This window comes from Neolewinella persica DSM 23188, assembly GCF_000373105.1.
GTDB lineage: Bacteria > Bacteroidota > Bacteroidia > Chitinophagales > Saprospiraceae > Neolewinella > Neolewinella persica.
Window position 1 is genome coordinate 1 of sequence record NZ_KB890462.1, and the last position, 25,967, is coordinate 25,967.

A 25,967-nucleotide genomic window follows, 5' to 3' on the forward strand; every position below is an offset into this window, starting at 1 on the left:
AACAACACGCTACCCGCCAACATGCGTAAACAGCAACTATCTGCCTCCCCAAACATACGCAAATCCAACCAAATCCCGCAGTGTTTACGCAACCTATTCAAAACAGCATCATTCATTGTCGGGTACCGGCGGGTTGTCGTTAACGAAGCATTATCCTGCAGTGTTTACGCAACGCCAACCAGCGGTCATTACTCCTTTTTCAGGCGGTCCAGCGGGCTTACGATCCGCGCGCTTTCTTCGTTGCTTACGTGCATGTAAATTTCGGTCGTCCGACTGCTGGCATGACCCAACAATTCCTGTATGTGGCGAAGACTGGTACCTCCTTCCAGCAAATGAGTAGCGTAGCTGTGTCGCAAGGTATGTACCGTAGCGTAGGAATTGATCTTACTTTTATCAACGGCCTTCCTCAAAATAGCCTGGACGCTCCTAACGCTGTACTCACCGCCGGTCTGCCCCTCAAATAGCCAATACTTGGGTTGGTATTCCACAAAATAAAGTCTTAGTTCAACCAGCAGACTTTGGGACAAAGTCGTATAACGATCCTTCTTTCCTTTTCCAGCGTGAAAGAAAATTTGACCACGATCCGAATGGATGTCCTGGATACGTAAATTACAGACCTCACTTAACCGTAATCCTGCACTGTAAATGGTCATCAGAATGCATCGATGCTTGAGGTTCGTGGTAGCCTTGAATAACTTGCCTACTTCCTCCATACTGAGTACGTTGGGAAGTTGCTGCTTCTTTTTGGGACGAAGGTCGATAAAGGCCTTTTCTCGCCCCTCTACCTGTTCCAGCCAAAATTTTATGCCATTGAGTAACTGGTTCTGGGTAGCCTCCGCATAATTCCCCTGTTCCGCCCTGGCAACTATGTACGTTCGGATTACCTCAGAAGTGATCTGTGGTAATATAAGCGACTGATGAGCAGCAAAAAACTGCCTCAAGTGATTCAAATAACTCTTCACCGTCCGCCAACTATACCGCCGCACCTTCAGTTGCTCCTCCGTCCGGTGCAGCGCCAGCTGCCAGTGCCCGGGCAGTTCCACCGGCGGCCCTTTGGGCTGCCGGTTTTTTTGCCCGGATTTTCGCTCCGCCGGTTTTCGGGCAGGGGCATAGGTGCGGTTGCCACCCCGGTCTCCGGATGCACCTCCCGCCCCACTCCGCCAAATCAGGCAGTCGTTCCCGAATGTCCTTTGCAGATACGCCACGCTCGCGTCTCCGGCCGGCGCCGTCCACCTGCCGCGCCGCTTATCGAAAGCGATACCCACCATCGCTGAAGTTCGTTCGCAGAAGTTATCGACGTAGCCTTTGGGTTTGAAGGTGTAGAAGGGGTAATCCCGGTCCCATTCCTTACTGATCAGTATTCGTTCCATTTGCTTCTTTTGCCACAAAGAAGCGAGGCTGGTAGTGAGTTAGTCGTTATTTATCCGTTTACTTACGTTTATATGCGTTTACAAACGGCTAAAGCTTCCAGCATAAATGCCGGGAAACCGAGGTGGTACCGGGGCCCATCTGCTGCTACGGATGGCCTGGAAACCAATCCGCCCGACGGCCCTCGTAGCAACCTCACCCCTGACCCCCAGGGCTTCCGCATACGCCCAAGTCGCCTCTCCCTCGGTCCCTCTCCCCCGGAGAGGGATGACCCTTCGACAGTGTTTTTTGGCAAGAATTAACGATTTTCAGCCTATCCAAACGTTTCCCCAAGCCAATTCAGGGGAGTATGCGGAAGCCCTGCCCCAAACCCCTCTCCGGCAAGTTTTGCTGCGCAGTATTTCATGCTCGCTTGAGGCTCAACGGAGAGGGGCTTTCTAAGGAAAACGCTTCGCGTTTATAATCCAAAAACCGTTACGGCTCAAAGGCTACAGATTAGACACCTTATCCTTAATGGTTACTCCAACGCAAGCTCCAACACCCCTCCCACCTTAATTTCCTTAATGGCCCAAACTGCGAAGCAGTCTTAATACCTTAATGGTTACTCCAACACAAGCTCCAACGCCCTGGCTGCGAAGCAGCCTATAATGTCCTTAGATGGTTACTCCAACGCTGCTCAACTTAGTGTAGCCCTTAGTGCCCTCAGTGCCTTAGTGGTGATTCCCCACCCCTCCCCCTTTGCTCCTTCACCACCCTTCCCTGCACCTGCGGCCCCGCCCCCTTCTGCATAATAGTTGCCTCTTTTTCCCCAAAGAATTGCACAAGTCCCAATCGTTTGCGTTGTTACAGCTGGAAACGATCCAACGAAAGCACAAGAATATGAGTAAGACCTACCGTCGCGAGCCCTTATGGTATAAAGATGCCATCATTTATGAGTTGAACATCAAGGCGTATTACGACAGTAATGGCACCGGCATTGGAGACTTCGCCGGCCTCGAACAAAAGCTCGACTACCTGGAGGAACTGGGCATCACCGCCATCTGGCTCCTGCCTTTCTATCCCAGCCCGCTGCGCGACGATGGGTACGACATTCAGGACTACTACCAGGTCTCTGAAGCCTACGGTAACGTAGACGATTTCAAGCGCTTTCTGGACGCCGCCCATGCGCGCGGCCTGCAGGTGATCACCGAGCTGGTCATCAACCATACGTCCGATCAGCACCCCTGGTTCCAGCGCGCGCGGCGCGCGCCCGAGGGCAGTAAGGAACGGGACTACTATGTGTGGAGCGACACCGACGAAAAGTGGCCGGACGTCCGCATCATCTTCACGGATACCGAGACCAGCAACTGGACCTGGGACCCCGTAGCCAAGCAGTTTTACTGGCACCGGTTCTTCAGCCACCAGCCCGACCTGAACTACGACAGCCCGGACGTACAACGGGAGATCTTCGAAGTACTCGACTACTGGATGCAGATGGGCATCGACGGCTTCCGCCTCGACGCCATCCCCTACCTCTTCGAGCGCGAGGGGACCAACGGAGAGAACCTGCCGGAAACGCACGTCTTCCTGAAAAAACTGCGCAAGCACGTTGACGACAACTACGACAACGCCCTCTTCCTCGCCGAGGCCAACATGTGGCCCGAAGACAGCGCCAGTTACTTCGGCGACGGTGACGAGTGCCATATGAACTACCACTTCCCGCTGATGCCCCGCCTGTACATGAGCGTCAAACTGGAAGACCGACACCCGATCACCGACATCTTCGACCAAACGCCCGACATTCCCGAAAACTGCCAGTGGGCGACCTTCCTGCGGAACCACGACGAACTCACCCTGGAAATGGTGACGGAGGAAGAACGGGACTTCATGTACAACACCTACGCGCCGGACAAGAACGCCCGGATCAACGTCGGCATCCGCCGTCGCCTGGCCCCCTTGATGGACAACGACCGGAACAAGATCGAACTGCTCAACGTCCTCCTGCTCAGCCTGCCCGGCACACCGGTACTTTACTACGGCGACGAGATCGGGATGGGCGATAACTATTACCTGAAAGACCGCGACGGCGTACGCACGCCCATGCAGTGGAATAATGAGGAAAACGCCGGGTTCAGCCACGCCAATCCGCACAGCTTGTACCTGCCCGTCATCCGGGACACGGAGTATAGCTACCGGTGGGTAAACGTAAAACGCCAGCAGCAAACGCCCAATAGCCTCCTGAACTGGACCAAGCGCCTGCTGGCCAAGCGGAAGAGTTTCCAGGTATTTGGCCGGGGAAGTATTACCTGGCTGAAACCCGACAATGGCCGGGTATTGGCCTTCATCAGGGAATACGAAGGCGAAAAAGTAGCGGTGGTCATCAACCTGAGCCGCCACTCACAATCAGTGGACCTCGACCTCAGCGACTATGAAGGCAGCCGGGTGAAAGAGGTATTTGGCCAGACGCACTTCAACGACGTGGAGCGTGACCTGTACCCCGTAACCCTTGGCGGCCACGGCTATTACTGGCTGCAACTGGAAAGCAGTGCTGGTGCAGATTCCGATAACCGTAACCTAAGTGATGCCGCCCTGACCACGGGTGCCCTGCAGGGACTCTTCGAACGGGCTAACCTGCGGACCCTGGAAAAGAAGGTATTACCCGTATTTCTAAAATCGACCAACTGGATCGGTACCCGGGGAGAGCAGCTGGAGAGTGTCAACATCACCGATTACCGGATGCATTATGGCGGTGGGCGACACTTCGCCTGGTTGTTCCTGCAAGTCAGTTACCTCGAGGGCTTGCCTGAGATAATTCAGCTACCACTGGCCTTCCACCATTACCGGGAAGACGTGGACTACAGCAAACGCGAAGAGGCCATCTGCCGGGTCACTGCCGACGAGGGAGATTTAGTCATGATCGACGCTTTGGCCGACGATGAATTCCGTGTTGCCCTGGCCAACGGCTTCCAGGACGTAGGCGATCTCAAAGACGTCAGCTTCCGGGCTAACGACAGTATGCTAATGGCCTCAACACAGGAACTAAAGCCGGTGCATTCCGGCACGGAGTACTTCCTGCTGCACAGCAAGGATTTCAACATCAAATTCTACCGCCGCATTCACGTGGGCGACGCTCCGGACCTGGAAGTGAAGCGAATGCTTAACCGCCGCAGTTATGGCAATGCGCCGAGCCTGGTGGGTAGCCTCCACTTCTCCCCGGGTAAAGCGATGAATGCCACCCTGGCCATCTTCGAGAACCGCATCAGTAGCGAGGGCCTTGCCTGGGACTATGTACGCAACAACCTCAACCGTTTTGGAGAGGACGTACTGGCCCGTTTGCAACAACCTACCCGGGAAAGCCCGGCGGCGAAGCCGGAGGAGATCTCCGTTACCGATGAGGTGCGGTACCGGGATATGCCAAAGACCATCCAGGAAATCCTCGGCGCACCGTTCATTACGAAACTGGCCGATCTGGGCCGGACCATCGCGGCTTACCATACGGTAATGAACGACGTGGTCGGGCAAAAAACCTTTGAACGCGAAGCCCTGTCTTTACACTACCAACGCAGCGTATATGCCGGCCTTAAGGGAGATGTGCGGGGAACGATCGATTTACTCAAAAAATCAATCCCCTTTCTGGACGAAGACGCTGCTGGCCTCGCCGAAGCGCTGATTGAACAGGAAGCCCTGATCCACACCAAGCTCAAGCGCGTATTCACCCATAAGATCGAATCGGATAAAATCCGCATCCATGGAGACTTCACCCTGGAGCAGGTGGCGATGAGTGACGATAAGTTCATCATTCAAAACTTCGACGGTGACCCCGACCGGACCTTCAGCCAACGCACGCTGCGTCGCAGCCCGGCCAAGGACCTGGCAAACCTGATGCGGAGCATCAGCTATGCCACCGGCCTCGTATTTGAAGACCTTTCGTCCAGCGTCCGGGAGGAAACGGCCGATCACCTGGAAGACTGGCTGCGCACCGCCAGCCGCTACCTCTCCGCAGAGTTCCTGACCGCCTACCGTAAAGCTACCTCGGACACCCGTCTGCTCCCGGCCGATGAAGCGGATCTGGAAGTATTGTTGGACACCTTCAGAATTGAAAAGGCCCTGCAAGAACTGCGGTATGACCTCAACTACCGCCTGCCGCAAGTAAAGATTCCTTTGCGCGGTGTGCTTGAACTGCTTGAAGACTAAGGGTTTTGCTGGCCATGAATCGAAGGACCATCGGCACGGTTGTCGGCCTGATCGCACTGGTCATTCTGTTCGAGACATTGCAGCAACTCTACTACGTCCGAAAATTTGACCTGGCGGAGGACGTTCGTTTCCTCTTCCTCCTGCAAAGGCAGGTCTACCGTTGGCTGATCTGGTTGGTGATGGCAGTTCCGTTGGTGCTGGCGGCTCGCCGACTGGTGCCCCGCACCAACAGTTCTTCGTTAAAGCTATTGTACTACGCGCTGCTGATCGGCAGCATTGTTTTACTGGACGTGTTCCTCGTTGCGCTGATTGCCTTTCCCTTCGGCGGAGCAATTGCGTTTTCCTGGTCCTATTTTTTTACGGAGTATCTGGCCTTTTTCACTTTCCAAAAGGCCCCGCTTTTTACCCTGGGTTATATCGGTGTGTGCTGGATCAGCGCACTTTACCGGTTCAACCAGGAATTGCTGGTGGAAGTAACTTCTCTGCGGGATCTTCGGCAGCAGGACAAAGCCCTGTTTCGGGAATTAAGTAAAACCCATCAGCCTCAGGAGAGTATTTTAACCATCCGGTCGGGCAGCCAGGTTAGTGTGGTTAGCCTCGAAGACGTCCATTACATTGCGGCAGATGATTACTGCGTGAACGTCTACCTGGCCGACGGGCGGAAGTACGTGATGCGTAAGAGCCTGAAAGCTCTCCTGGAAAAGCTCCCCGATCACTTCATGCGGGTACACCGTAAGTTCATCATTAATCGTAAGGCGGTAACGCAATTCAACACGGATACACCGGCGCTTTTACTGGAGGATGGAACATTAGTTCCTGTTTCCAAGAGCAAGCTGAAAAAGGTAAAAGAATACTTTGGGGGGGAGCGGCTACGCTAAGAAATAAATCGATTGACTTCGGGCGTTGTTGGCCGAAAAGCTTAGACGCAGGGCACTGAGTTTCGGCGCGAGTTTTTTTTCTTTTAGGCTTTTGGGACTTCGTTAGCCGATCAGCCACCGACACAGTCCGGCATTTTTGGTTCTTTTGTTGCGACAAAAGAACGCCCCCGGCAGAGCAAGGATACGTTCAATAAGGGACCTTGCAACTGCTGTACATTTAACCAATGAATTAGAAATTATTCTAATGTGATGCGTTATCCTTACCCCACGAGGAGGCTTCGAAAGGGGTTTCTTGGATCGGCGCTCCATTATCTCTTCATCCGCTGCAAAAACAACTTCATTCACTGCAAACTGCTTGGAATCGCCAAGCTTTACCTTTTAATTTGGGGCATCACCAATACGCTTTCCAATGCGCCAAAACATCATTATTGCCCTGGCACTTATGCTCATCCCGGGTTTTCTTTCGGGCCAGTACCTGTACGACGTAACTGAAGCACATCCTTACGGACAACCAAATCCGGAAGCGCCGGAAGCGGTGAAAGCCTTCGCGCCACTAATCGGAAAATGCGCCTGCAAGTCCACTTCCCGGCTACCCGACGGCACCTGGGCCGACCCGGTAGATATGATCTGGACGTTTAAATACATCATGAACGGTTTCGCCGTACAGGACGAGACCCTCAAGGCTGACGGGAAGCATTCTGGCAGCATCCGCCAGTACGATCCCGAGCAGGAGACCTGGCTCGTTCATTACTACGCCAACGCTCCAAAAGCACCACTCCCCCACTGGACCGGCGGCGCAACTGGAGAAGAACTGATTTTCTCGCGGGAGCAAAATGCACCAAACGGAGCCGAAGGGACCTTCCGTCTTCGCTTCCACGACATTAGCGAAAGCGGATACCACTGGGTTGGCGCCTGGGTTAGCAAAGACGAATCAATCATTTTTCCTTCCTGGAAAATAGAGTGCACCAGAAAGGGTATTGGAGAATAAGGGCGGGGTCGCAGGTGCTGGGGAAGGGTTGAATGGAGCAAGGAAGGAAAGGTGGGGGGCTTCACTATTCACCGGGCGTTAACCTTCTGACTTAGGATGTTCAAGTAACCGGTTCCTTGGCATTTTCGTGATTTACGACTCTGATGAACCTGTACCATCCAAAAACTCGTCTCGCTCGATGCCTCCGATTTAGGGTGGTTAGAATTTGAACTTGCCAGCATTCTCTAGCTCGTCCGCCGAGACTTGCGCAGCTTGGCTCGTCGGCCGAGTGGGTCTTGAAAGGCCGGAACCTCTCGGCGGACGAGCCAGCTCCTGCGTCGCGTCTCGGCCGGCGAGCGCTTCCTAGAAACCGCCCTTGCCTGAAATTCTAACCAACCTACCTCCAACTATACAATCCATCCATTAGCGCGTGCATGCGCAGTAGCCTCTTCGTAGCTCCCCACAAGTTTCACTTCGATTCCGCTGACTCCTTCGATCAACTCTTCGATGCGCTGCGCGCGACGCTCATGCTGCACATCCCGGATGTATATGGCCATGATGCGGTCCGGATTGTTTCGGGCGGCTTCGAGGTAGATGTCCGTATCGTGCTCGCCGGAGTCTCCGACCAGGATGAAGGACATATTCGGGTAAGTCGATAGTATTTTACCGACCATGTCCGCCTTATGCGTTTTGTAGTTAGTGATGCTGTCTTCTGAAGGCAAGCCGAAATCGCGCAGGAGCACGGGGCCTCTGGGGAAGTGGTTGAGGTGAAGAAAGTCGAGCAAAAGGTCATAGAGGTTCCAGGGGGAATTGGAGACGTAGAAGAAGGGGTTGAAACCCTCGCCATCCGGCCCGTAGGAAAGTGCCTGATAAAAATCGGAGACACCGGAGAAGGCACGCCGGTTCCCGGCGTTTTTCAGTAACGTATGTACCATGGTCTTCAACTTCAACCGGCTGGTAACGTCGGTTTGGAGAATGGTATCGTCGATGTCGCTGATGACGCCGAACTCTGCGAACTTAGGCACCACCACGTCGGAATGAGAAATGACCTCAGGGTCTCCTTCCCGGGGAATGCTGACAACTTTGACCTTCGCCTCTTGCCAGAGTTTATGATCGCTGTGCACGTGGCCGTCGGGCAGGCAATTATGCTCTACGTGGAAGTAGCCTTCGCTGTCGGTAGTGCGGTTAAAGGCATGGTCTCCCCAGGTGATTTCCACCTCTGCCCCACGGACTTCCCGGCTGTTGAATCGTTTGAAATTATTGACCACATTGTCCAGCAGGTTATCCCGCTCTTCGCGGCTGATGCCACGGTCACGCAATACCCGGCCGGTAAGGTAGAGGTAGTCTTCACGGCCAAAGCCGATGTAATTCACCACGGAGACGGGTTTGTCCCGTCCCCAACCGAGGCGATCAACTATCTCGTCCCATTCTCGGTGGGCCATTTTTCCTAGGGAGCTGAGGGTGTCTTTTATGGGCATATTTGGTTAACGGATAGTTACCATCCAGTGTTCTCCGCAACAACGAAGCTGTTCCGACATTGCTCTTAAGGGATTTCTTTGCACCTGCGGCCTCGCCTCGGAATTATGCCGGCTAAGATGCGGACAAATACCAGACCAATTTCAACAACCGTTATATCCCAAGTTGTAAATTTGGGATTTACCACACTTTTATACCAAATACTACTGATTCCAAAAGCCCAGATATGAAAAATTTATTCTTGCTATTATTGGTTTGCTGCCTCGTTACCACGACTTATGCCCAGGACCTCTATACCATCAAGGTGGGTACTTTCAGAGACGTAAAAGCTGATGACTTTACCGCGCTCAAAGCGCAGGGCTTCATCTACGGCATCTCCGGAGCGGACAACACCACCGATGTATACGTTGGGCATTTCAGTGATCAGGTCAAAGCGATGACCACCGCCCGGACCATGGCGGCCAACGGCTTTCGTAACGCCCAGGCATTCGTGCTCTCCTCCGCCACCGGCCAGTCCGTAACGGTCATCCAGATCGCCCTGTATTCCGGCACCCGCCCAATCGATTGGGCTACCCTGGAACGTGCCGGCCAGCTTTATGTAGAAACGGTAGACGGTACCACCAAGGTGCTGACCGGTATTTACCCCGATGCCCGCACCGCAGCAAATTTTCTCCCCGCTATCCGGGCACTTGGCTACACCGATGCCTTTGTCCGCAGCATCAACAATGTCCGGCTGGTTCCCATCACGACCTTTGAGACCGGGATCAAAAAGCCCCTCATCCCCCTTTCCTTACAGACGGCTAAGAACACTGAGGTCCCACTTTCCCCGTCGCCAAACCCCGTATCTGCTGGTAGTGGCGGCGCCGCGCCTTCCACGCAGGGGACGCTCCCCAGCGCTCCGACGACCTATAATCCGCCGCTCAGCAGTAACAGCCCCCAGCCCTACAACCCTCCGGTAACTGCAGCACCCAATACCGGCGCTGCTTCCTTTTCCCTGCCAGCCGGAGCAAACGCGCCCAATCTTCCTGCCATCGATGGGAAGATCAAACGCCTTAGCTCTGCTGACCTTCAGCGTGTCCTTAAGGAAAAAGGTTATTACTCCGGTGAAGTTGACGGGTACTACGGCCCAGGTACCGCTGCTGCTTACCAGGCTGCCTGGGACGGTATGCCCGAGATCCGGAAGTACCGCAAACTGACCGAAATGGCCACCGAACCCGCAGGTGGTCGTGACCTCGTCAGCCAGTGGCCGGAAATACAGACGTTACTGGCCATAACTGAAGACCTCTCCGCCGGCATGGCCAACGACACCCGGGCCCGCCAACTGGTTCAGCAACGTGCTCAGCTGTCCGTTGCCCGCCAACCCCTCAACGAAACTGCCGCCAGCCGGGTCAACAACTGGGCGACCACCATTTGGACGAACCTGGAAGACTGGGCAACCGAAGACCCTCTGCACGCACAGATGTTCAGCGCCTTCCGCCTAAGTTACTATCAATCTCAGGTCCGGCTCGAAGATCATTACATGGACCAGGGGCTCTCGCCCATGGCCGCCAAAGACCTGGCAACAGCCATGTTGCAAAATCTGTCGGGTGCACAACTGGATCGATTCCTGTAGGCTCCCTCAATGACCTGATGCAAGTGGAGAAGGTCTGAACTGGATTGATTTGAATCCCAAGTAAAAGGGTTGGCCCGCTCGTCCGCCGAGGCGGCCTGAAGGGCCTGACTCGTCGGCCGAGAGGTCATTGCTCAAAATCACTCGGCGGACGAGCCAGCTCCTCCGTCGCGTCTCGGCCGACGAGTGATTATTTCCTATTCCTCTTCCATCGAGGTCTTTTCACCAGCCTCGTCTTCCCGGTTAGCGGTAATCATCTGGTACAGGCGATCTTTCAACTCGGTCACTCCCTCTCCGGTTACTGCAGAAATATACAGGTAAGGAATGCCCTTGGGGATTTCATCCTTGCGCAGTTCCTTCAGCTCTTCATCTACCAAATCAGCCCGGGTAAGGGCCAGCAGTCGCGGCTTGTCCAGCAGTTCAGGGTTATAATGCTCGAGTTCATTGAGCAAAATGTCGTACTGGCCCTGCATGTCATCGGCATCAGCGGAGATACAGAAGAGCAGGGTGGCGTTACGTTCGATGTGGCGCAGGAAACGATGTCCTAGCCCCTTACCTTCATGGGCTCCCTTGATGATTCCGGGGATATCCGCCATGGCGAAAGACTTATCGTCGCGGTATTGCACCATGCCCAGGTTAGGGACCAACGTCGTAAACTCGTAGTTGGCAATTTCGGGTTTGGCTGCGGATACCACGGAGAGTAAGGTGGACTTACCGACGTTGGGCAGGCCAACCAAGCCGACATCTGCCAATACCTTAAGCTCAAGGATTTTCCAGGTTTCGATGCCTTCCTCACCGGGCTGCGCGTAGCGCGGCGTTTGGTGGGTCGATGACTTGAAGAAGCTGTTGCCCTTACCGCCCCGACCACCGGGAACGAGAATTTTTTCTTCTCCGTGCTCGGTCATTTCGAATTCGATCTCACCGGTCTCTGCATCCCGTACAATGGTGCCCAATGGCACCTCCAGGATCACGTCGTCTCCATCGGCGCCATGCCGGTGGTTTTCACTCCCGTTGCCACCGTGTGGGGCCTTGGTGTGTTTGCGGTATTTGAACCCCAGCAGGGTCCACTGGTGGCGATTCCCTTTCAGGATGATGTGCCCTCCACGACCGCCGTCGCCGCCATCGGGGCCACCGTGCGTAATACCTTTGGCCCGGTAGAAATGCGCAGACCCCGGGCCTCCGTTACCGGAGCGCAGGTAAATCTTTACGTAGTCTACAAAATTACCGTTTGCCATATAATTGTTACAATGCGGCTTGAGCCGCCTGTTTTATTTTAGTCTTCTAACTTGGGTGCGACGATATTGTCTACGGCCATTGCGACCTGGACAATCTTTTGCATGCCGTCGATCTTGTGGGCGAGGCCCATTTTGTCGTAGTAGGCATAGACCGGGTTAGTGTAGTTAATGAAGTTTTCGTAGCGTGTACGAATCGTATCTACTTTCAGGTCATCGGCCCGCCCGCTGGTGGCTCCTCTGCCGAGGATGCGGTTGATCACCTCCTCCTGGTTGATGTCTAGAAGGATCAGTGCATTGATTTGAGAGCCGAGCTCGACCATCAGTTCATTGAGGGCTTCAGCTTGAGGATCAGTGCGTGGGAAGCCATCAAAAATGATACCGGTAACGTCTGGGTTTTCTTCCACCCGTTTACGCAACATCGCGATGGTAACCTCATCGGGGACAAGATCCCCACGATCCATATAAGCCCGCGCTTCCTGGCCAAGCGGCGTATTGTTCTTCAGTTCGAACCGGAACATATCTCCGGTGCTGATGTGAAGAAAACCATATTGTTTAACAAGCAGGGCTGCTTGTGTCCCTTTTCCCGATCCCGGAGGGCCAAAAAGAATCAAATTATACATAGTAGAATAGCTGATAGTCTGCAAAGATAAGGCACCGGCGGCGGCTGGTTGGTTACGAAGGGGGCTTATTGAGTCTACTTATCGTAAAAATTAAACTATTCTCGACAATCCTCCGCTATAGCGCACAAACAAAAGCGGCTCACCCCAAGGGATGAGCCGCTGTTTTTCCTAAGCTGGCAAGCCAACTTCAGGGTGGTTTTAGTTCAACGCTTCGCTGAGCTTCTTACCGGGCTTAAATTTAGCCACGGTCTTAGCAGCGATCTTGATCGTCTCACCCGTACGTGGGTTACGACCATCACGAGCTGGGCGATCGTTCGCTGAGAAAGTACCGAAGCCTACGAGGCTTACGCTTTCACCGCCTTTCAGGGCGCCTTGGATGGCATCGAGGGTGGCGCTGAGTGCAGCTTCGGCCTGGCTTTGAGTTAGTCCGGCATTTTCGGCGATTGACGCCACAAGTTCTCCTTTATTCATTGGTTCAGGATTTTGGATATGATTAAGGGCGGCAAAGATTGGTCAGGAGCGTATCCTTTGCAACATTTTCCGCCTAAAAAATGATTTTTAATGGTTTTTTAGTGTGTAAATGCTCATTTTTGGCGTTTCCAAAGGCAAATGCACAATCCCTACAACGTATGAAACAGCATCGGGTTTACTTTTTAATCATTCTAATGATGGCATCTCTCACCCTTATTTCTACGGGGTGTGCCCGCAAATCAGGCTGCGCAGCCATTGAGCAAACCGTAAAAACCAAGGTCAGGAAGAACGGACAGCCCAAGAAAAAGGCTTCTTCAGGCTTATTTGATAAGAAGACGCGACGGAAGATGAATTAAAGGCCGGGGGCCTTTTATAGACAAAAAGTCGCTGTGCTCCTTTTCTCAGTAGACGGGCTTCGCCCTTGGTAATGGGTAGTGCTACCGCACGGGAGTGCTCACTTCGTTCGTGCGGCGGGCTGCTCGCTACGCTAGTAGAGGTAAAATGCCCGCAGCGAGCTGAGCCGTGCAGCAGCCTATCTTCTACCAAGCGAAGCGTCTACCCTTCTACCAAACGCGAAGCGTGTCTAATTACCTCCCGAATCCGATAAGGTCGCTTATTCTGACTCTCATAATAGGTACGCATCAGTACCTCGACAATGATGCCGACGGTGATCAGCTGGATGCCACCGAGCAGAAGGACGGCACCGAGGATCAGGATTGGTTTGCCCCAGATGTCCTGCCCCATGATTTTGAGCACCAGCAGGTAGACATTGATAATGACGCCAATGCTCAGCAGGACCAACCCTGACTGTGCAAAGAGGTGCATTGGCTTCTGCATGTACTTCTTAAAGAACAGCATCAGCATCAGGTCACTGATGACCTTGAAGGTGCGGCCAAGGCCATACTTGCTTTGTCCGAATTGACGGGCATGATGGCGCACGGGAATTTGCGTGATCCGCGCGCCTTCCAGGCTGGCCAATACGGAGATGAACCGATGTAGCTCACCGTAGACGCCCATATCCTTGGCAATTTCTGTCCGGAATACCTTTAGTGCACAGCCGTAGTCCCGCAAGTGAACACCACTGAGGTTACGGATGATCCAGTTAGCGATACGACTGGGGATTTTCCGGAGCAGGGCGCCATCCTGGCGGTTTACGCGTTCGCCAACGACCAGGTCCCACTCTTCGTCACGGACCATCTCCAGCATGGCGGGAATGTCGAGCGGATCATTTTGCAGGTCACCGTCCATCGTAGCGATGAACTGCCCCTGGGCGATGTCAATTCCGGCCATCAGCGCCAGGCTTTGGCCATAATTCTTTCTGAACTCAACGACGACCAGGCGCGGGTCATCGATGCTTTTCAGTTCTTTAACGGTACCGTCCGAACTCCCGTCATCTACGTAGATGATTTCGTATTCCATTCCCGTCAGCGCATCGTTGATGCGCTTGATGAGGGGACGGATGTTCTCCAGTTCATTATATACGGTTACGACAACGGATAGTAGCATGGCGCAAAGGTAGTGAGATAGTCAGAGAGTCAAGCAGTCAGAGCGTCTCCAGCCACTATTTGACTCATTGACTACCTGACTGTTTGACTATTGTGCGGGGCCGCAGGTGCAGGGGAAGGGATTGAAAGAGCAAGGAGCGGGCGTTGGAGGAAACATTAAGGGCACTCAGGCATTAAGCGAGAACTTTAGAGTAACCACTAAGACACTAAGGGAAGTAAGAACTACACTAAGGAAATAGGAGAGAGAGAGAAACCATTAAGGGCACTCAGGCATTAAGCAGAGGGGCCACAAATTTTTAGCCAGACGGCAGGGCTTACAGTTTCAGCACAGAGTCCCCTTCCGTCGGACGGCTACGCGTCAACGCCAGCGGCGTTGAAGGCGGGCCGTCGGGCGGATGCCCCTAGCCTACGAGCGAGCCGTCCGGGTCGCATAAAGAGCCCAACAAAGGGCCACCAAGCCTATCAATCCTCCTCCGATCAGTGGGACAATTGCTACTAACGCAAAATTAATTTTCTGATGTGGCTTCTTCAATAAGTCCACATCAAGAGGGTCATCGTGTTCCATCCTTCAGGTATAGGTTTACCATTCAGCTCACATCAACTCCTCACTCAATCGGCACCCCCGTCCCCATACCGTCCCGTAGTTCTTCACCGCCATTGATCCAGGCCTTGGGAGGGTTGACGAGGGTTCCAACGGGGTAGCGGGTATCCATATCCGGATAGCGGCGGGAGAGGTGCCGGAGGAAAAGACTGTCGGTGGCCTCCATCTTGATGTCGGGGTACTGTAATGGGGAGACGATGTAGAAGGTTTCCCGGTCGAAGTCTTTCCACTTACGGGGCACAACGTGCCCCCGTGCCTGCGTCAGGTAATAGCCCGTGGCGGGTTCGATCAGCGTGTAACCGAAGATGGCCACCGAATCCTGCGTATGGTTTTCCATGGCCGTGTAGGCGGTTTCTTTTACGGCAATACCGCGTTCATCTCCGGCCGCCCGCGGCGGCAAAACGAAAAAGTTGAAGCCGATCCGCAGTAAGAGCAGAAAAACGGCAAACAACAGGAGTAGGTTGCGATCACTGCGCCACGCCAACCAAACCACGGCACCTGCGGCCCCGCCCAAAGTAAGGCTCTTGAGCCAGGCATAACTCACCACCTCCGTTTCCGGAAACAACGGGGCAAAGGGAATTACTGCCGCGCACAAGGTCATCAGACCCAGGAATAGAAAACGCAGGCCCCGGTAGCTGCGGGTCTTCGCCACTTTGTGCTCCCCGTGCAAAAAAAGCAGACTGCCAAACAGCAGCGGAAACAGCATCAGCAGGTACCTAGGATATACGTTGGGCGAGAACCAGTAGACCGGAATATTGACCAGGAAGGCCACCAGGCAGAAAGCCGCAAAATCGTTCTTCCGTAACCGTTGCCAGCTTCCCCGTTGCAGCAAATAAACCAGCAAAAAGGTCCAGGGCAAAAAATGGTAACTCATCTCGAACGGGAACGCTGCAATGTGCCTGACCGACTCCAGAAGGCCATGCGCAACGGCCGTTCGCTTTCCGCTTTCAACAAAAAGTCGTTGGGCCACCTGCCCCACATCAACGTACTGGCTGTATTGCCAATAATAGATCGCCAACAAGCCTACACAAGCCAATCCGCTCAGGAGGTGGGCCGGGCGAAACAATTGCTTCCAGGAGCGCGTCCAGCCCACAATGGCAAAGACCGTAAGCCCCTGAAAAACGATGGCCGGCAGCCCCTTGAGCATAAAGCCCACGGCGGTTAGGGCGTAGCTGATGCCAAAGGCCAGCCACCAGTTGGGAATTGCTGCTGAAGAAACCGGCCCAATGTCTCCCGTTACCGGAGCTTCGCTCCGGCGGGTAGCCGTCCGACCGGAAGCATAGTGATACAACACCATGATCTGAGCATACACCACCCAACTGAAGGTAACGTCGATCAACGCCAGCATACTGTCCCAAAACAACATCCGCCCACAGGTGATGACGGTGAGGGCATGCAGCCCCGCCAGGTAGCGGGGGAAGTATTTGCGGCTAAAGAAATAAGTGGTCCCCGCAAAACCAAGTAAGCTGATCACCGTGGGCAGGCGGGCGGCCCATTCGCTGGCTTCTCCATGAAGCGTAAAACTCAGGGCCAACACCCAATTCCAGAGCGGAGGCTTATTGAGGTAGGCATCTCCGTGCATGGTGGGCGCCACGTAATTACCACTCCAGAGCATTTCCTGGGCAACCAGCGAGCGAATGGCTTCATCATCGATGAAGACCATGATGCCGAGGTGGATCAGCAGAGCTGCGGGGAGAAGAACCAGACTTAGTAGAAAAAGCTTGCGACGCACGGCGCGAAGATAAGGTGTAGGTTGCTACGCTCCCATTTGCAGGGTCGCTGGTCTTCTGTTGCGGGGGGTACAGCGCCCTGGTGGGCTGATTCAGAAGTTTCGTGAACAAAGAATGGGCCCGTAGGGGCGGGGCTTGCCCCCGCCCCTACGGGCAGAAGATGGGATTATTCGTTCGCTAAGCGAACGAATAAAGCGTTTTCAGGATCCCGATACGGACAGGGGCAAGCCCCGTCCGTACGGAATAAGTTAGGGTATTTCTGAAACCGTACATTAAGCATTCTTCACCAGGGTCCCCACCTTCTCACCAAAAATGATGCGACGCAGGTTGGTGGGCTCATTGATGTCAAATACGATGATGGGCATATTGTTCTCTGCACAGAGGGCAAAGGCTGCCTGATCCATAATTTTGAGTCCTTTCATCATCACTTCTTTGAAGGAGATCTCTTCGTATTTCGTAGCCGTTGGGTCCTTTTCCGGATCGGCGGTGTAAATCCCGTCTACCCGGGTGGCCTTGAGGACGACGTCGGCACCAATCTCATTGGCGCGCAGCGCAGCTGCGCTGTCGGTCGTGAAGTACGGGTTACCCGTACCTGCACTGAAAATAACCACCCGCCCTTTCTCCAGGTGCCGCATGGCCCGGCGACGAATGTAAGGCTCGGCAATCTGCTCCATCTTGATGGCGGAGATCAGCCGGGTGTACACACCGTGGGTTTCCATCATGCTCTGCAGAGCCATGCCGTTAATGACCGTAGCTAGCATGCCCATGTAATCACCCTGTGTACGTTCTACGCCTGATTCAACTGAAGAGAGCCCCCGGAAAATGTTTCCGCCGCCAATCACTACGGCAACTTCAACGCCGATTTCAATAAGCTCCTTTATTTGCTTGGTGTAATACGTGAGCATCTTGGAGTCAATGCCGTACTGTTGGTCCCCCATCAGGGTTTCACCACTCAGTTTCAGCATGACACGACGGTACTTCAGAGCCATAATCCAGGGAATTTTGAGGCCGTTCTTAGTCGGCGGCGCTAAGGTAGGAAAATAGTCAAGCAGTCAGAGAGTCAATTAGTCAGAGAGTTCTCCACAAGTACATCATTTCCCTCTGGCAGGAAATCATCTTACCCCCATACCTTCGTCGTGGAAAATTTCGTTAAACGTTGACAACAAAGCCCCCGCGCCATTATCCGTTATTTCTACTTTGTACTGCCCTGTCTGCTCCTCATCACTGCCTGTAAGCGGGAAGGAACGGGTGACCGCCTTTTTGAGGTTACTTATCCCGTACGGGACGACATCATCATGCCCGCCGGCCAACCTAACTTTCAAAGCTTTGTCAACGCACAGGAAATAGTTCCCACGAGTATAGCGGAAGCCTTATTGGAGGCAAATGTTACCGCTGACGATGTAGATATTTATGGCGGTTTTCGGGCACGGGTAGTCTCTCTTACCGGCGAAGATTTTAGTGAGATCGAACGCATTGAATTAAGGGCATGCCCCGTTGGCACGCCTGGAGGTTGCGATCGTTCTTTCCTCATGTTTTCTCAGGGAGACCTTTTTCGCCGCCGCGACCAGACCATCAATCTCAGTCCGGGACTACTGAATTTCAAGGAGCTTTTTTTCGGTAACGATTTTGTCCGAATAGAGCTCGTATTCTTTCCGGGCATCACCACTTCACGAAATATTGAAGCGCGCCTGGAATGGTCGGCGATAGCATTTGGCAACGTTGATTAGGTAGTACAGCTAGTGAGTAGCAGCTACCCCAAGCAGCAGCTTGCCGCGCTCGTTAACGGCCGCTTTCCTTTCCCGACTGCGGGCGCACGAGGTTAATGGAATGATTAGTGGGGCCGCCACTAGAGCCAGGAATCGCCCCAACTGGAATCGTTCGTTCAGGCCACGTTCGCTGTGCGAAAGCAGAATCATCTAATGTGGCCAGCAGTGGTATGGTATGATGCGTGAGAACCTACCCTTAATGCCCGAATGCACTTAATGGTTCCTTTCCTTAGTGTAGTACTTAGGGCGCTTAATTCCTTAGTGGTTACGAGTTACTCACACCCCATATCTTCCTTACTACGCGGATCGCTGTTGGGGAAGCAAGTTCCGGAAAGCACCTGTTCGGGCACGTAGCGGTTCAGGTTTGGATCACGTAGTCCTTCAGCAAGAAACTCCTCCAGGTCATTGATCTCCGTTTCTGTGAGATTAAGCGGGTGGAAGAAATCCGAGATATTGGCACGGGGCACGCGGTCGTTTTCCGGTACGCCGGCATTTTTGTATTCGATGACTTCCCGTAACGAGGTCTTACTGCTTCCGTGGAAGAAGAAGGGCATGTCCTTAGTGTTGTACACTTGGGGCACCTTGAACTTGAACATGTCTTCGGAGCGACGGGTAAAGTCTCCCCGGCCTAAATTCCTGGTGTCGTCGACGCTGGTTCTTATGGCTCCGGGGATTTCGGCAAGATCATTTACACCGATTGCCTGGAACGTGTTGCCATTAAGGGCCGGGCCGTTGTGGCACCGGTAGCAGCCGGCTTTGCCAAAGAAAAGCTTAGCACCGGATTTCTGTGTTTCGGTCATCGCTTCCTTATTACCGCGCAACCATTTTTGCCAGGGAGCCTGATTGGGTAACAGGGTTCGGATGTAGGCAGACAGGGCAAAGCTCATGGCTACGCGACCATAGCGGGCCTCGCCTTCAAAGTCAGGAAATGCCCGATCAAAAAGCCGGCGGTAACCAATCGTATCAAGCAAATAGGCATCTGTACTCATACGGTGAGTAACGGTGCCTTCTATGTTCTGAGATTCGAGACCATTAAGCCCCAGGTGGTTTACTTCCGTGGCGGGGTCGTACACGCCCCAAACTTCCTCCACTTCTGCATTGGCTCCTTTGGAGCCGAAACGGCCGGCCCACATGGTGTTGGTAACGTAAGCTACGCCAAGCATTGAAAGCGGGCGAGCTCCCTGGGCGTCAACATCTTCTTCCTGGTAGAGGCCAGACATCACCCGGCCACTGCCAGCCTGTCCAAAACCTTCAGCACCATCAGCCAAACCCTGAGCGGAGCCGGGCGTAAAGGCCGCCTCGGCCACGTGGCAGGTAGAGCAGGAAAAAGTACGCAGCATGGTAGGGTCGATCGCATCACGGCCCAGGGCGGTTTCGTGGAAGAGCAGTTTACCCAGTTCCACTTTTTCTTCTGTAAGGGGGTTACCGATGCCCGCAGGTATGCCGGCCAGGTTACTGACGTCGGGCAAAATGTATTCGTCAAGGCTGCCCGTTTCGCTGAGTCGGATCAGTGTCCGTTCCAGTTCCGTGTCAGAAGTGGAAACCGCTTCATCACGAACGCATCCTGTAGCGAAAACCGCCAACAAGAGAAAAAGGGGGGAGATTCGAGTTAAAGTGGTGTACATGGGGAGATTACAATTCTTATTGGAAAGACTTAAAAGGCAGCAAATAGGTCGCAAATGAATACCGGGCACTAGTGCCTACACTAACAGACAGCAAATATAACCATATCCTTCGCTTTAGGTCATAGTATTGCCATAGAATGATAAATATCATTTAGATTTAAATTAAAACTTTTAGTTGTTTTTACCTACATTTGCCCTGGTCGCGCACTTATCAAGTCTTACCCCGCGGTTTTCCGCCCTTACTTTTCGCGACATTTTCCACATCCCTGACTCTATTTATTATGCATCCGGATATGTACTCCCGGGTCGCCCTGAGCCGTGTGCCAAACATCGGGCCGAAGCTATTTCGTTCACTCATCCATCACTTTGGTGAAGCCTCCGAAGTTTTGCGGGCGCGGACGCAGGAGCTGTGTGCGGTAGACGGCATTGCCGAACGCACCGCGGCCGGCTTCGCCGCCGCCAATGAACGTCACCTCCGGGAAGCCGAAGCCATTCTCGAACATGCCGATCGGTATGGGTTACAACTCTATTGCTGTCTCGACGACGACTACCCCACCCGCTTACAACCCTTTACCGGTGCCGCGCCGATCCTTTATTATTTCGGAGAGGCAGACCTGAACAACCCACGGACCGTGGGTGTGGTCGGCACCCGGGAGATGAGCTCCAACGGGGCCAGGCAGATCGATCGTTTGCTGGATCCGTTGACGGATTTCAGCCCCCTGATCGTAAGCGGGCTGGCCTACGGTGTCGACGTTTACGCCCATCGCCGGTGCCTCCAGGTCGGCCTGCCCACCCTGGCGGTGATGGGAAGCGGCTTTGATCGTATTTACCCCCAGGCGCACGGAAAGACCGCCACAAAAATCGCCAACAATGGTGGCGGCGTCCTCACCGCCTATCCTTTTTGGATGAAGCCGGATAAAGATCACTTCCCCGCCCGCAACCGAATTGTTGCGATGCAATCGGACCTGACCGTCGTAGTAGAATCAGCCCACCGTGGCGGCTCCATGATTACCGCCCGAATGGCGCACGAACTGGGCCGTAAGGTCGGTGCCTGCCCCGGCCGAGGTGGCGATGCACTCACCGAAGGCTGCAACCAACTGATCAAAAGTGGACGGGCGCACCTCATCGAATCCGCCAAAGACGTCGTGGACCTCCTTGGCTGGAAAGGCCACGTTGCCGGCAGGCAACAACGCCTTTTCGACGATCTAAACCAGGAAGAACAAGCCGTCATCGAACAGCTAAAAGACCGGGAAGGCGTAGAAATTGATGAGCTACACATTACCCTCAAACATCCACCCGCCAAGCTCGCCAGCGTATTACTCATGCTGGAGATGAAAGGCTTGATCGCTACTATGCCGGGGCATCGGTATCGGTTGGCGGGGGGGTGAGGTGCTTAAGTTGCGGAGGGTCCTATCTGGAGCTCCTCACGAAAGCAGACAGTGACTTCTGATTGAATAGGTTGCTACCTTTAAACCATTCAACTCGATCCAATGCCGAAAATGAGAAAGAAATTTACGAAAGAAGAACGGCTAGAGATAGTTAAGCAGAGCTTCGAACCAGACACCCAAGTAGCGGATTTAGCCGACCGCTATGGGGTTTCAGCGAATACCGTGTCCCGATGCGGAGTTCGTAGCCGCTTACGAAGCTGACTTAAAACCAATGACAGTAGGCGAGTTGGTGGCCAGAGCGAAAGCCTCGGAAGAAGACATTGCCGCTGGGCGGGTTTACACTCTCGATCAGGTCAAAACGGAACTGCAGCTATGAAGGTGATCTTCTCCTTTAATGCACTGCGTCGTCTCCGGAAAATCCGGGATTACTTCCGCAGAAATGGCAATGCTGCAAAAGGTAATCGAGTGGCCAAGGAGATTATTGGTCACGCCCTCGAACTGGAAAAGAATCCTCGACTAGGACCAGAGGAAGAGAACCTGAAAGAACTTGGTCTTGGCCATCGTTCCTTGCTGGTTGGGGAACTCTACAAAGTCATTTACCAAGTCTTTAAAAAAGACATTAACGTTACGGATGTCTTCGATGTCCGTTAAGACCCTGACCGGATGAAGCCTTAGCCCCAACGGTGGGCTTTCCCGAAAGGCACCACGATCGATCCCGGCGGCTACCTGATTTTCGGGCGTTTATTTAGAACCGGGAAAGCACAACCGCACTTTCCTGGCCACCTTCCGTACCGTACAGCTTATTCCAGATCGTCCGCAGAATCACTTCGTTGATTCCCTTTAGCTTCTTCAGCCCCGCAACGGATATTCTCGCTTTCCATTTTATCTCCACGGAGAGGTTCTGGTTGTCCCGGTCACTTAGCCAACCGGCATAATCAGACGGAAATACATTACGATCCTCGATCGTAAACGCTTCCTCGTAGGTACCTTGGGTCAGTAGCGAGACGTATTGCTGATGGTTCTCCCGCAGCTTCAGGGTAAGCGATGTCACGTTCTGTTCCGAGTGTTTATATACCTCGTGGGCCGCGTAATATTCCAGTAACAGGTTCCTGACCTCACTACTGATCAACGAGAGATCTTGCGCGGAAACATCCGCCCCCCGCACCAGACTTAGGTTCACGAAATCTATTTCACGTACCACCCTGATCAGACTGTCGCTGAGGTCTCCTACCTCCGGACCGGAGTGATGGATGCGTGTATTCGTAATGTTCAGCACCCGATCAAATTCGGTGAGCGCATGATCGATTTCGATATCGTTGGCCTGAAAGGTTTGCTGTAGTATTTCCAGGGTGTCCATCCTTTGCCTGGCTTCGTTAACCCCCTGGTTCCAATTATTGATTTGCAGGGCAATGAGGATACCGACCACGATCAGCACGATCTCCCCCAGGGCGTAGATGGCGTAATTTTTGATCTTCTGTTTTTCGATCTGAAGCCTTCTCAGCTGATTGAAGATTCTCATGTAATTGATGTTTTGTTTAGGGACAGATGGATCAAGGGAATCGGATGCTCGCAGCGTATGGTTCTTTTATTGTGTTGGTACTGGTCGGTTAAATGTCCTCTGAGGTGTAACCCAAACCGGGCGTGGCTGGATGGTCTACGTCAGATGACCTCCCCCCTAATCATCCCAAAAGACCAAGCCATAGCCAAAAGCGCCGGAAAGCGCGCTGCCAGGGTGGCCTTCACTCCGCCCAGGCTCCGTAGTAACAGTCCAGCAGTTCATTGTTAGCCAGCGGCATAACGTGGTAATGGTATCCCCTGACATCGTCGTAGTGGCCCCGGCAATCATCCAGGCCAGTAGGCTCGTTGCCGTTGGCATCGAGTTGAGCATAGAGCCCGTGGCCGTCCATTGCGTAGCCGATCAGGGCGGCGTGGCCGTCGGTTTGCTCGACCCGGGTGCTCGCGCCCATGTCTCCGTGGTAGTGGTAGCCCAGTCGGTTGTTGATGTGGCCACCGGCGTTATCGACCGGCGCAAGCTGGTAACCCCTCAGGATGATGTTCAGGTCCGCCGGGTGATCGAAACGCACGCCGTTGAAAGCCAGGCCACGAACCAGGGGACCGTAGTCTACGCCGGGTTGGTCCAGCGTGGGACCGTCGCCAAGTTCGGTAGCCGTGCTTTGGCGGACCGGCCGGATCGGGATCAGGTAGGTCTGTTCCACTTCCACCCAGCCGGGCAGGCACTGGGCGCACCTATTCATGAACTCGTCTTCGATGTTGGGGTCGGCCCCCCGCTCACAGTCTTCCTGGGTGGTGAAACGGCGTACGTTACCGTCGTCATCGTACATCCGCCAGCCGTCGTCGCCGTAAAAGGTCGCCAGGTTAGCGATGAAGGGACCGTCAACGTTGTAAACAGTGCCATTGTCAATCCACAGGCCGCCCGCTTCGGGGCCGTCGGTGATGGTTTCGGGGCACCAGGGGCCCATGTCATGTTCCGTCGGGGTATGGTTGGAGGTGATCTGGTAACATTCGGTCTCCGTTCCGTCCGAGAGGGTGCAGGCGACGGTGGTGATCGTAACGTTACCGTCGGCCGTCATAAACAGCGCCGCGTCTACCTCGTTGACGACATAGGCGGTTCCGTCATCGTCGTCCGTGTTGTTATCGACGTAGCCGTCGGGTTGTTCGCAGGCCGCCTGGCTGGTGTCGGGATCGCCGAATCCGTCGGCGTCGGTATCCCGGTACCAGGTGGTTTCCTGGCAGAAGGAATCGTCTTCTTGGCAGGCGGTGGTAAGCGTTAGGCTTAGTGCTCCGAAGAGGATTAAAAGAGTATAGAGAACGGTAGTCTTCATGGTGGGAGTTTTATTACTCGTAGGACCATGATTTGGGCTGAATCCTTTGGGTGGTTACCCATTTTCGCTGAATAATTCAGAGAATTTGGGCGGGGCAGGATGGGGAAGCTGGATACTTTGTTCTTGCCAACTTTGCCTGGCGGTTATATCACTTATAACTGGGAGCTACGTATGGATACATTTGCCTTATCTCTGCCAGTGAAAGTGTATCAATAAGTTGCGGTGCTAAATTACCGTTTCGCCGACTACCCGGTCTGAACCTGACCATGACTTCAGGATTAACAGCGATGATTTCAGCAGAGATGTAAGGATAAGTTTCGTCGGATACTCCAAACTTATTCTCAGCAACCAATTGCTTGCACACGTCAACAAGCTCATAAAACAGATCTTCCCATTTTCCTTCTTCAGCTCCATTACGGGTAATCAGAGCACCATTTGGCCACCGCAGATTATTACTATCTAAGCGGAACAGCCGGATGGGATCACTGGCCGGACGAAAATCGGCGAATTCGCTCGTTCTGTAATCCAAGTCAATTACGCCGTCTTTTTCTTGGTATTTGCCCATCCATAAGTGACCGGAGCTGAAATGACCACGGGGCAGGTATTTGAATATTCCGTTATTCATGAAGGTAAACGTCCATAAGGTTTCGTACCAATAAGTAGAATAGGTTTTCGGAACATATCTGGCTTCTTCAGCGAGTACAGCTGCCGGAGGTAGTATGCTTTCGATGAACGTATCCTTTACGTACCGTAACGTATCATATATGGAAACACATCCAACTGTTTCCAGCGCGATATAGGACTTGGTAACGGCATTAATAAAATACTTCTGCTTGTGGTTGGGATGAATATTCAAAATTCGATAGTTGGCAAAACTATCGATGGAATAGAGCTGTACGTATTCAAATTCGTAGAGGTCTTTATTTTGATAGTCCATTACTTCCAGTCGGTTATCCGCGCTGAACGTCCAGCGGGAGCGGTCGCTCCACCTTTCAAAAACCTTATTTGCTACCATTCGATTATCGGCAAGGTGAACTTTTCTCAAGGACTGGTGCTTCAAGCGATTCGCTACCTCTACGCCGTCTGAAATCCCCGTTGACTTCATGGTCAATTCAGCTTCCGTTATGGTTGCTGTAATCGTATCAGCGAATACTTCGTCGTAGTCGTAAATGAAAGGCTCGGTGAATATAGTAGTCGGAATTTTGAGGCTTTGAGTAGAGCTGCCTCGGAGAAAATCATTTAGGGGTCTCACGGTAATGCTATCCTCGTCAACCTGAAAAATCATGAATCCGTCATAAGGACGGCCGTCTTCCGTCGAGCAAGTAGACAGGTAAACGCCGGTTGGATGCTGTTGTTGAGTGTTGCAGCCTGACAGGAGGCAGAGCAGGAAGCATGAAAGCAAAAAAGACTGGTTAGGGCCCATCTGGAGATAGTTTATCCGCTTTAAATATAAACATGAGTCATCCCGAATTTTGAGCCCACATTAAAGTGAGGCAAATCGAGATGGCCATTCTAAGTCTGTAGAGCGGTATCGAGACATCTCGGTACCGCTTTCCAGTTCTATGACAGTAATTTCTTAAAAAAAGAGGAACCCAGCCTTTCCAGTTGCGCAATATCTGGAGCATGAAGTCATAGACCAAGGTGACGATACTCATCAGCTTCATGCGGTTGTCCCAAAACCATAGCCTTGGCGATTCCAAACCCAGCTCTGA

The 25,967-nt window shown here is 53.3% G+C and carries 22 protein-coding genes; 10 read left to right on the forward strand and 12 right to left on the reverse strand.

The features are described from left to right. Positions 1-188: 188 nt before the first annotated feature. Positions 189-1,370, reverse strand: coding sequence for a tyrosine-type recombinase/integrase (locus tag B036_RS30710; protein WP_020571155.1), 1,182 nt, complete (start codon positions 1,368-1,370; stop codon positions 189-191). A 72-nt stretch (positions 1,371-1,442) separates the two neighbouring features. On the opposite strand from B036_RS30710, the gene B036_RS33780 reads away from it, so the two are divergent. The 4 genes from B036_RS33780 to B036_RS0123295 all read left to right on the forward strand — a co-directional run bounded on the left by B036_RS33780 (position 1,443) and on the right by B036_RS0123295 (position 7,407). Then, positions 1,443-1,670: a hypothetical protein gene (locus tag B036_RS33780; protein ID WP_157472346.1), complete on the forward strand. Its 228-nt coding sequence runs from the start codon at positions 1,443-1,445 to the stop codon at positions 1,668-1,670. 577 nt (positions 1,671-2,247) lie between these two features. Then, positions 2,248-5,541 (forward strand): maltose alpha-D-glucosyltransferase, encoded by a 3,294-nt coding sequence (gene treS, locus B036_RS0123285; protein WP_026232281.1) that lies wholly within the window; start codon positions 2,248-2,250, stop codon positions 5,539-5,541. A 14-nt stretch (positions 5,542-5,555) separates the two neighbouring features. Beyond that, positions 5,556-6,419 carry a LytR/AlgR family response regulator transcription factor gene (locus B036_RS32565; RefSeq protein ID WP_020571158.1) on the forward strand — a complete coding sequence of 288 codons (864 nt, stop codon included), beginning with the start codon at positions 5,556-5,558 and terminating at the stop codon, positions 6,417-6,419. A 409-nt stretch (positions 6,420-6,828) separates the two neighbouring features. After that, entirely contained in the window at positions 6,829-7,407 is a 579-nt protein-coding gene (locus tag B036_RS0123295) for a hypothetical protein (RefSeq protein ID WP_020571159.1), read from the forward strand. A 386-nt stretch (positions 7,408-7,793) separates the two neighbouring features. On the opposite strand, the gene B036_RS0123300 is transcribed toward B036_RS0123295, so the two are convergent. After that, positions 7,794-8,864, reverse strand: coding sequence for an App1 family protein (locus B036_RS0123300; protein ID WP_020571160.1), 1,071 nt, complete (start codon positions 8,862-8,864; stop codon positions 7,794-7,796). A 224-nt stretch (positions 8,865-9,088) separates the two neighbouring features. Between B036_RS0123300 and B036_RS0123305 the strand changes: the two genes are divergently transcribed. Continuing rightward, positions 9,089-10,474: a peptidoglycan-binding protein gene (locus B036_RS0123305; protein WP_020571161.1), complete on the forward strand. Its 1,386-nt coding sequence runs from the start codon at positions 9,089-9,091 to the stop codon at positions 10,472-10,474. Between the two features lie 194 nt (positions 10,475-10,668). Here B036_RS0123305 and obgE read toward each other — a convergent pair whose 3' ends face one another. The 3 genes from obgE to B036_RS0123320 all read right to left on the reverse strand — a co-directional run bounded on the left by obgE (position 10,669) and on the right by B036_RS0123320 (position 12,815). Further along, positions 10,669-11,706: a GTPase ObgE gene (gene obgE, locus B036_RS0123310; protein WP_020571162.1), complete on the reverse strand. Its 1,038-nt coding sequence runs from the start codon at positions 11,704-11,706 to the stop codon at positions 10,669-10,671. A 38-nt stretch (positions 11,707-11,744) separates the two neighbouring features. Beyond that, entirely contained in the window at positions 11,745-12,326 is a 582-nt protein-coding gene (locus B036_RS0123315) for an adenylate kinase (RefSeq protein ID WP_020571163.1), read from the reverse strand. Positions 12,327-12,524: 198 nt separating this feature from the next. After that, entirely contained in the window at positions 12,525-12,815 is a 291-nt protein-coding gene (locus tag B036_RS0123320) for an HU family DNA-binding protein (protein ID WP_406603401.1), read from the reverse strand. Between the two features lie 176 nt (positions 12,816-12,991). Here B036_RS0123320 and B036_RS30720 point away from each other — a divergent pair, with 176 nt between their 5' ends. Continuing rightward, positions 12,992-13,153 (forward strand): hypothetical protein, encoded by a 162-nt coding sequence (locus tag B036_RS30720; RefSeq protein ID WP_157472349.1) that lies wholly within the window; start codon positions 12,992-12,994, stop codon positions 13,151-13,153. 199 nt (positions 13,154-13,352) lie between these two features. On the opposite strand, the gene B036_RS0123330 is transcribed toward B036_RS30720, so the two are convergent. The 3 genes from B036_RS0123330 to pyrH form a co-directional block, all read right to left on the reverse strand. After that, the gene (locus B036_RS0123330; RefSeq protein ID WP_020571166.1) at positions 13,353-14,303 is read right to left on the reverse strand and encodes a glycosyltransferase family 2 protein; all 951 of its coding nucleotides are present in this window, start codon (positions 14,301-14,303) and stop codon (positions 13,353-13,355) included. 604 nt (positions 14,304-14,907) lie between these two features. Continuing rightward, positions 14,908-16,635 carry an ArnT family glycosyltransferase gene (locus tag B036_RS0123335; protein WP_026232283.1) on the reverse strand — a complete coding sequence of 576 codons (1,728 nt, stop codon included), beginning with the start codon at positions 16,633-16,635 and terminating at the stop codon, positions 14,908-14,910. 270 nt (positions 16,636-16,905) lie between these two features. After that, positions 16,906-17,622, reverse strand: a complete 717-nt coding sequence (gene pyrH, locus B036_RS0123340) for a UMP kinase (protein WP_044103656.1) — start codon at positions 17,620-17,622, stop codon at positions 16,906-16,908. A gap of 306 nt (positions 17,623-17,928) precedes the next feature. Here pyrH and B036_RS0123345 point away from each other — a divergent pair, with 306 nt between their 5' ends. Further along, a complete protein-coding gene (locus tag B036_RS0123345) occupies positions 17,929-18,360 on the forward strand; it encodes a hypothetical protein (RefSeq protein ID WP_020571169.1) in 432 nt (143 codons plus the stop codon). Positions 18,361-18,671: 311 nt separating this feature from the next. On the opposite strand, the gene B036_RS0123350 is transcribed toward B036_RS0123345, so the two are convergent. Beyond that, entirely contained in the window at positions 18,672-20,024 is a 1,353-nt protein-coding gene (locus tag B036_RS0123350; RefSeq protein WP_020571170.1) for a cytochrome-c peroxidase, read from the reverse strand. 293 nt (positions 20,025-20,317) lie between these two features. Between B036_RS0123350 and dprA the strand changes: the two genes are divergently transcribed. The 3 genes from dprA to B036_RS0123365 all read left to right on the forward strand — a co-directional run bounded on the left by dprA (position 20,318) and on the right by B036_RS0123365 (position 22,063). Continuing rightward, positions 20,318-21,412, forward strand: coding sequence for a DNA-processing protein DprA (gene dprA / locus B036_RS0123355; protein ID WP_020571171.1), 1,095 nt, complete (start codon positions 20,318-20,320; stop codon positions 21,410-21,412). Positions 21,413-21,523: 111 nt separating this feature from the next. Continuing rightward, the gene (locus tag B036_RS34655; RefSeq protein WP_169435092.1) at positions 21,524-21,673 is read left to right on the forward strand and encodes a transposase; all 150 of its coding nucleotides are present in this window, start codon (positions 21,524-21,526) and stop codon (positions 21,671-21,673) included. A 111-nt stretch (positions 21,674-21,784) separates the two neighbouring features. Continuing rightward, positions 21,785-22,063, forward strand: a complete 279-nt coding sequence (locus B036_RS0123365; RefSeq protein WP_020571173.1) for a type II toxin-antitoxin system RelE/ParE family toxin — start codon at positions 21,785-21,787, stop codon at positions 22,061-22,063. Positions 22,064-22,157: 94 nt separating this feature from the next. On the opposite strand, the gene B036_RS0123370 is transcribed toward B036_RS0123365, so the two are convergent. The 3 genes from B036_RS0123370 to B036_RS0123380 form a co-directional block, all read right to left on the reverse strand. Then, positions 22,158-22,931 (reverse strand): DUF6090 family protein, encoded by a 774-nt coding sequence (locus tag B036_RS0123370; RefSeq protein ID WP_020571174.1) that lies wholly within the window; start codon positions 22,929-22,931, stop codon positions 22,158-22,160. A gap of 220 nt (positions 22,932-23,151) precedes the next feature. Next, positions 23,152-24,255 carry a YHYH protein gene (locus tag B036_RS0123375; protein WP_020571175.1) on the reverse strand — a complete coding sequence of 368 codons (1,104 nt, stop codon included), beginning with the start codon at positions 24,253-24,255 and terminating at the stop codon, positions 23,152-23,154. A gap of 148 nt (positions 24,256-24,403) precedes the next feature. Further along, complete coding sequence (locus B036_RS0123380) at positions 24,404-25,657, reverse strand: hypothetical protein (protein WP_157472352.1); 1,254 nt, start codon at positions 25,655-25,657, stop codon at positions 24,404-24,406. Positions 25,658-25,967 lie beyond the last annotated feature (310 nt).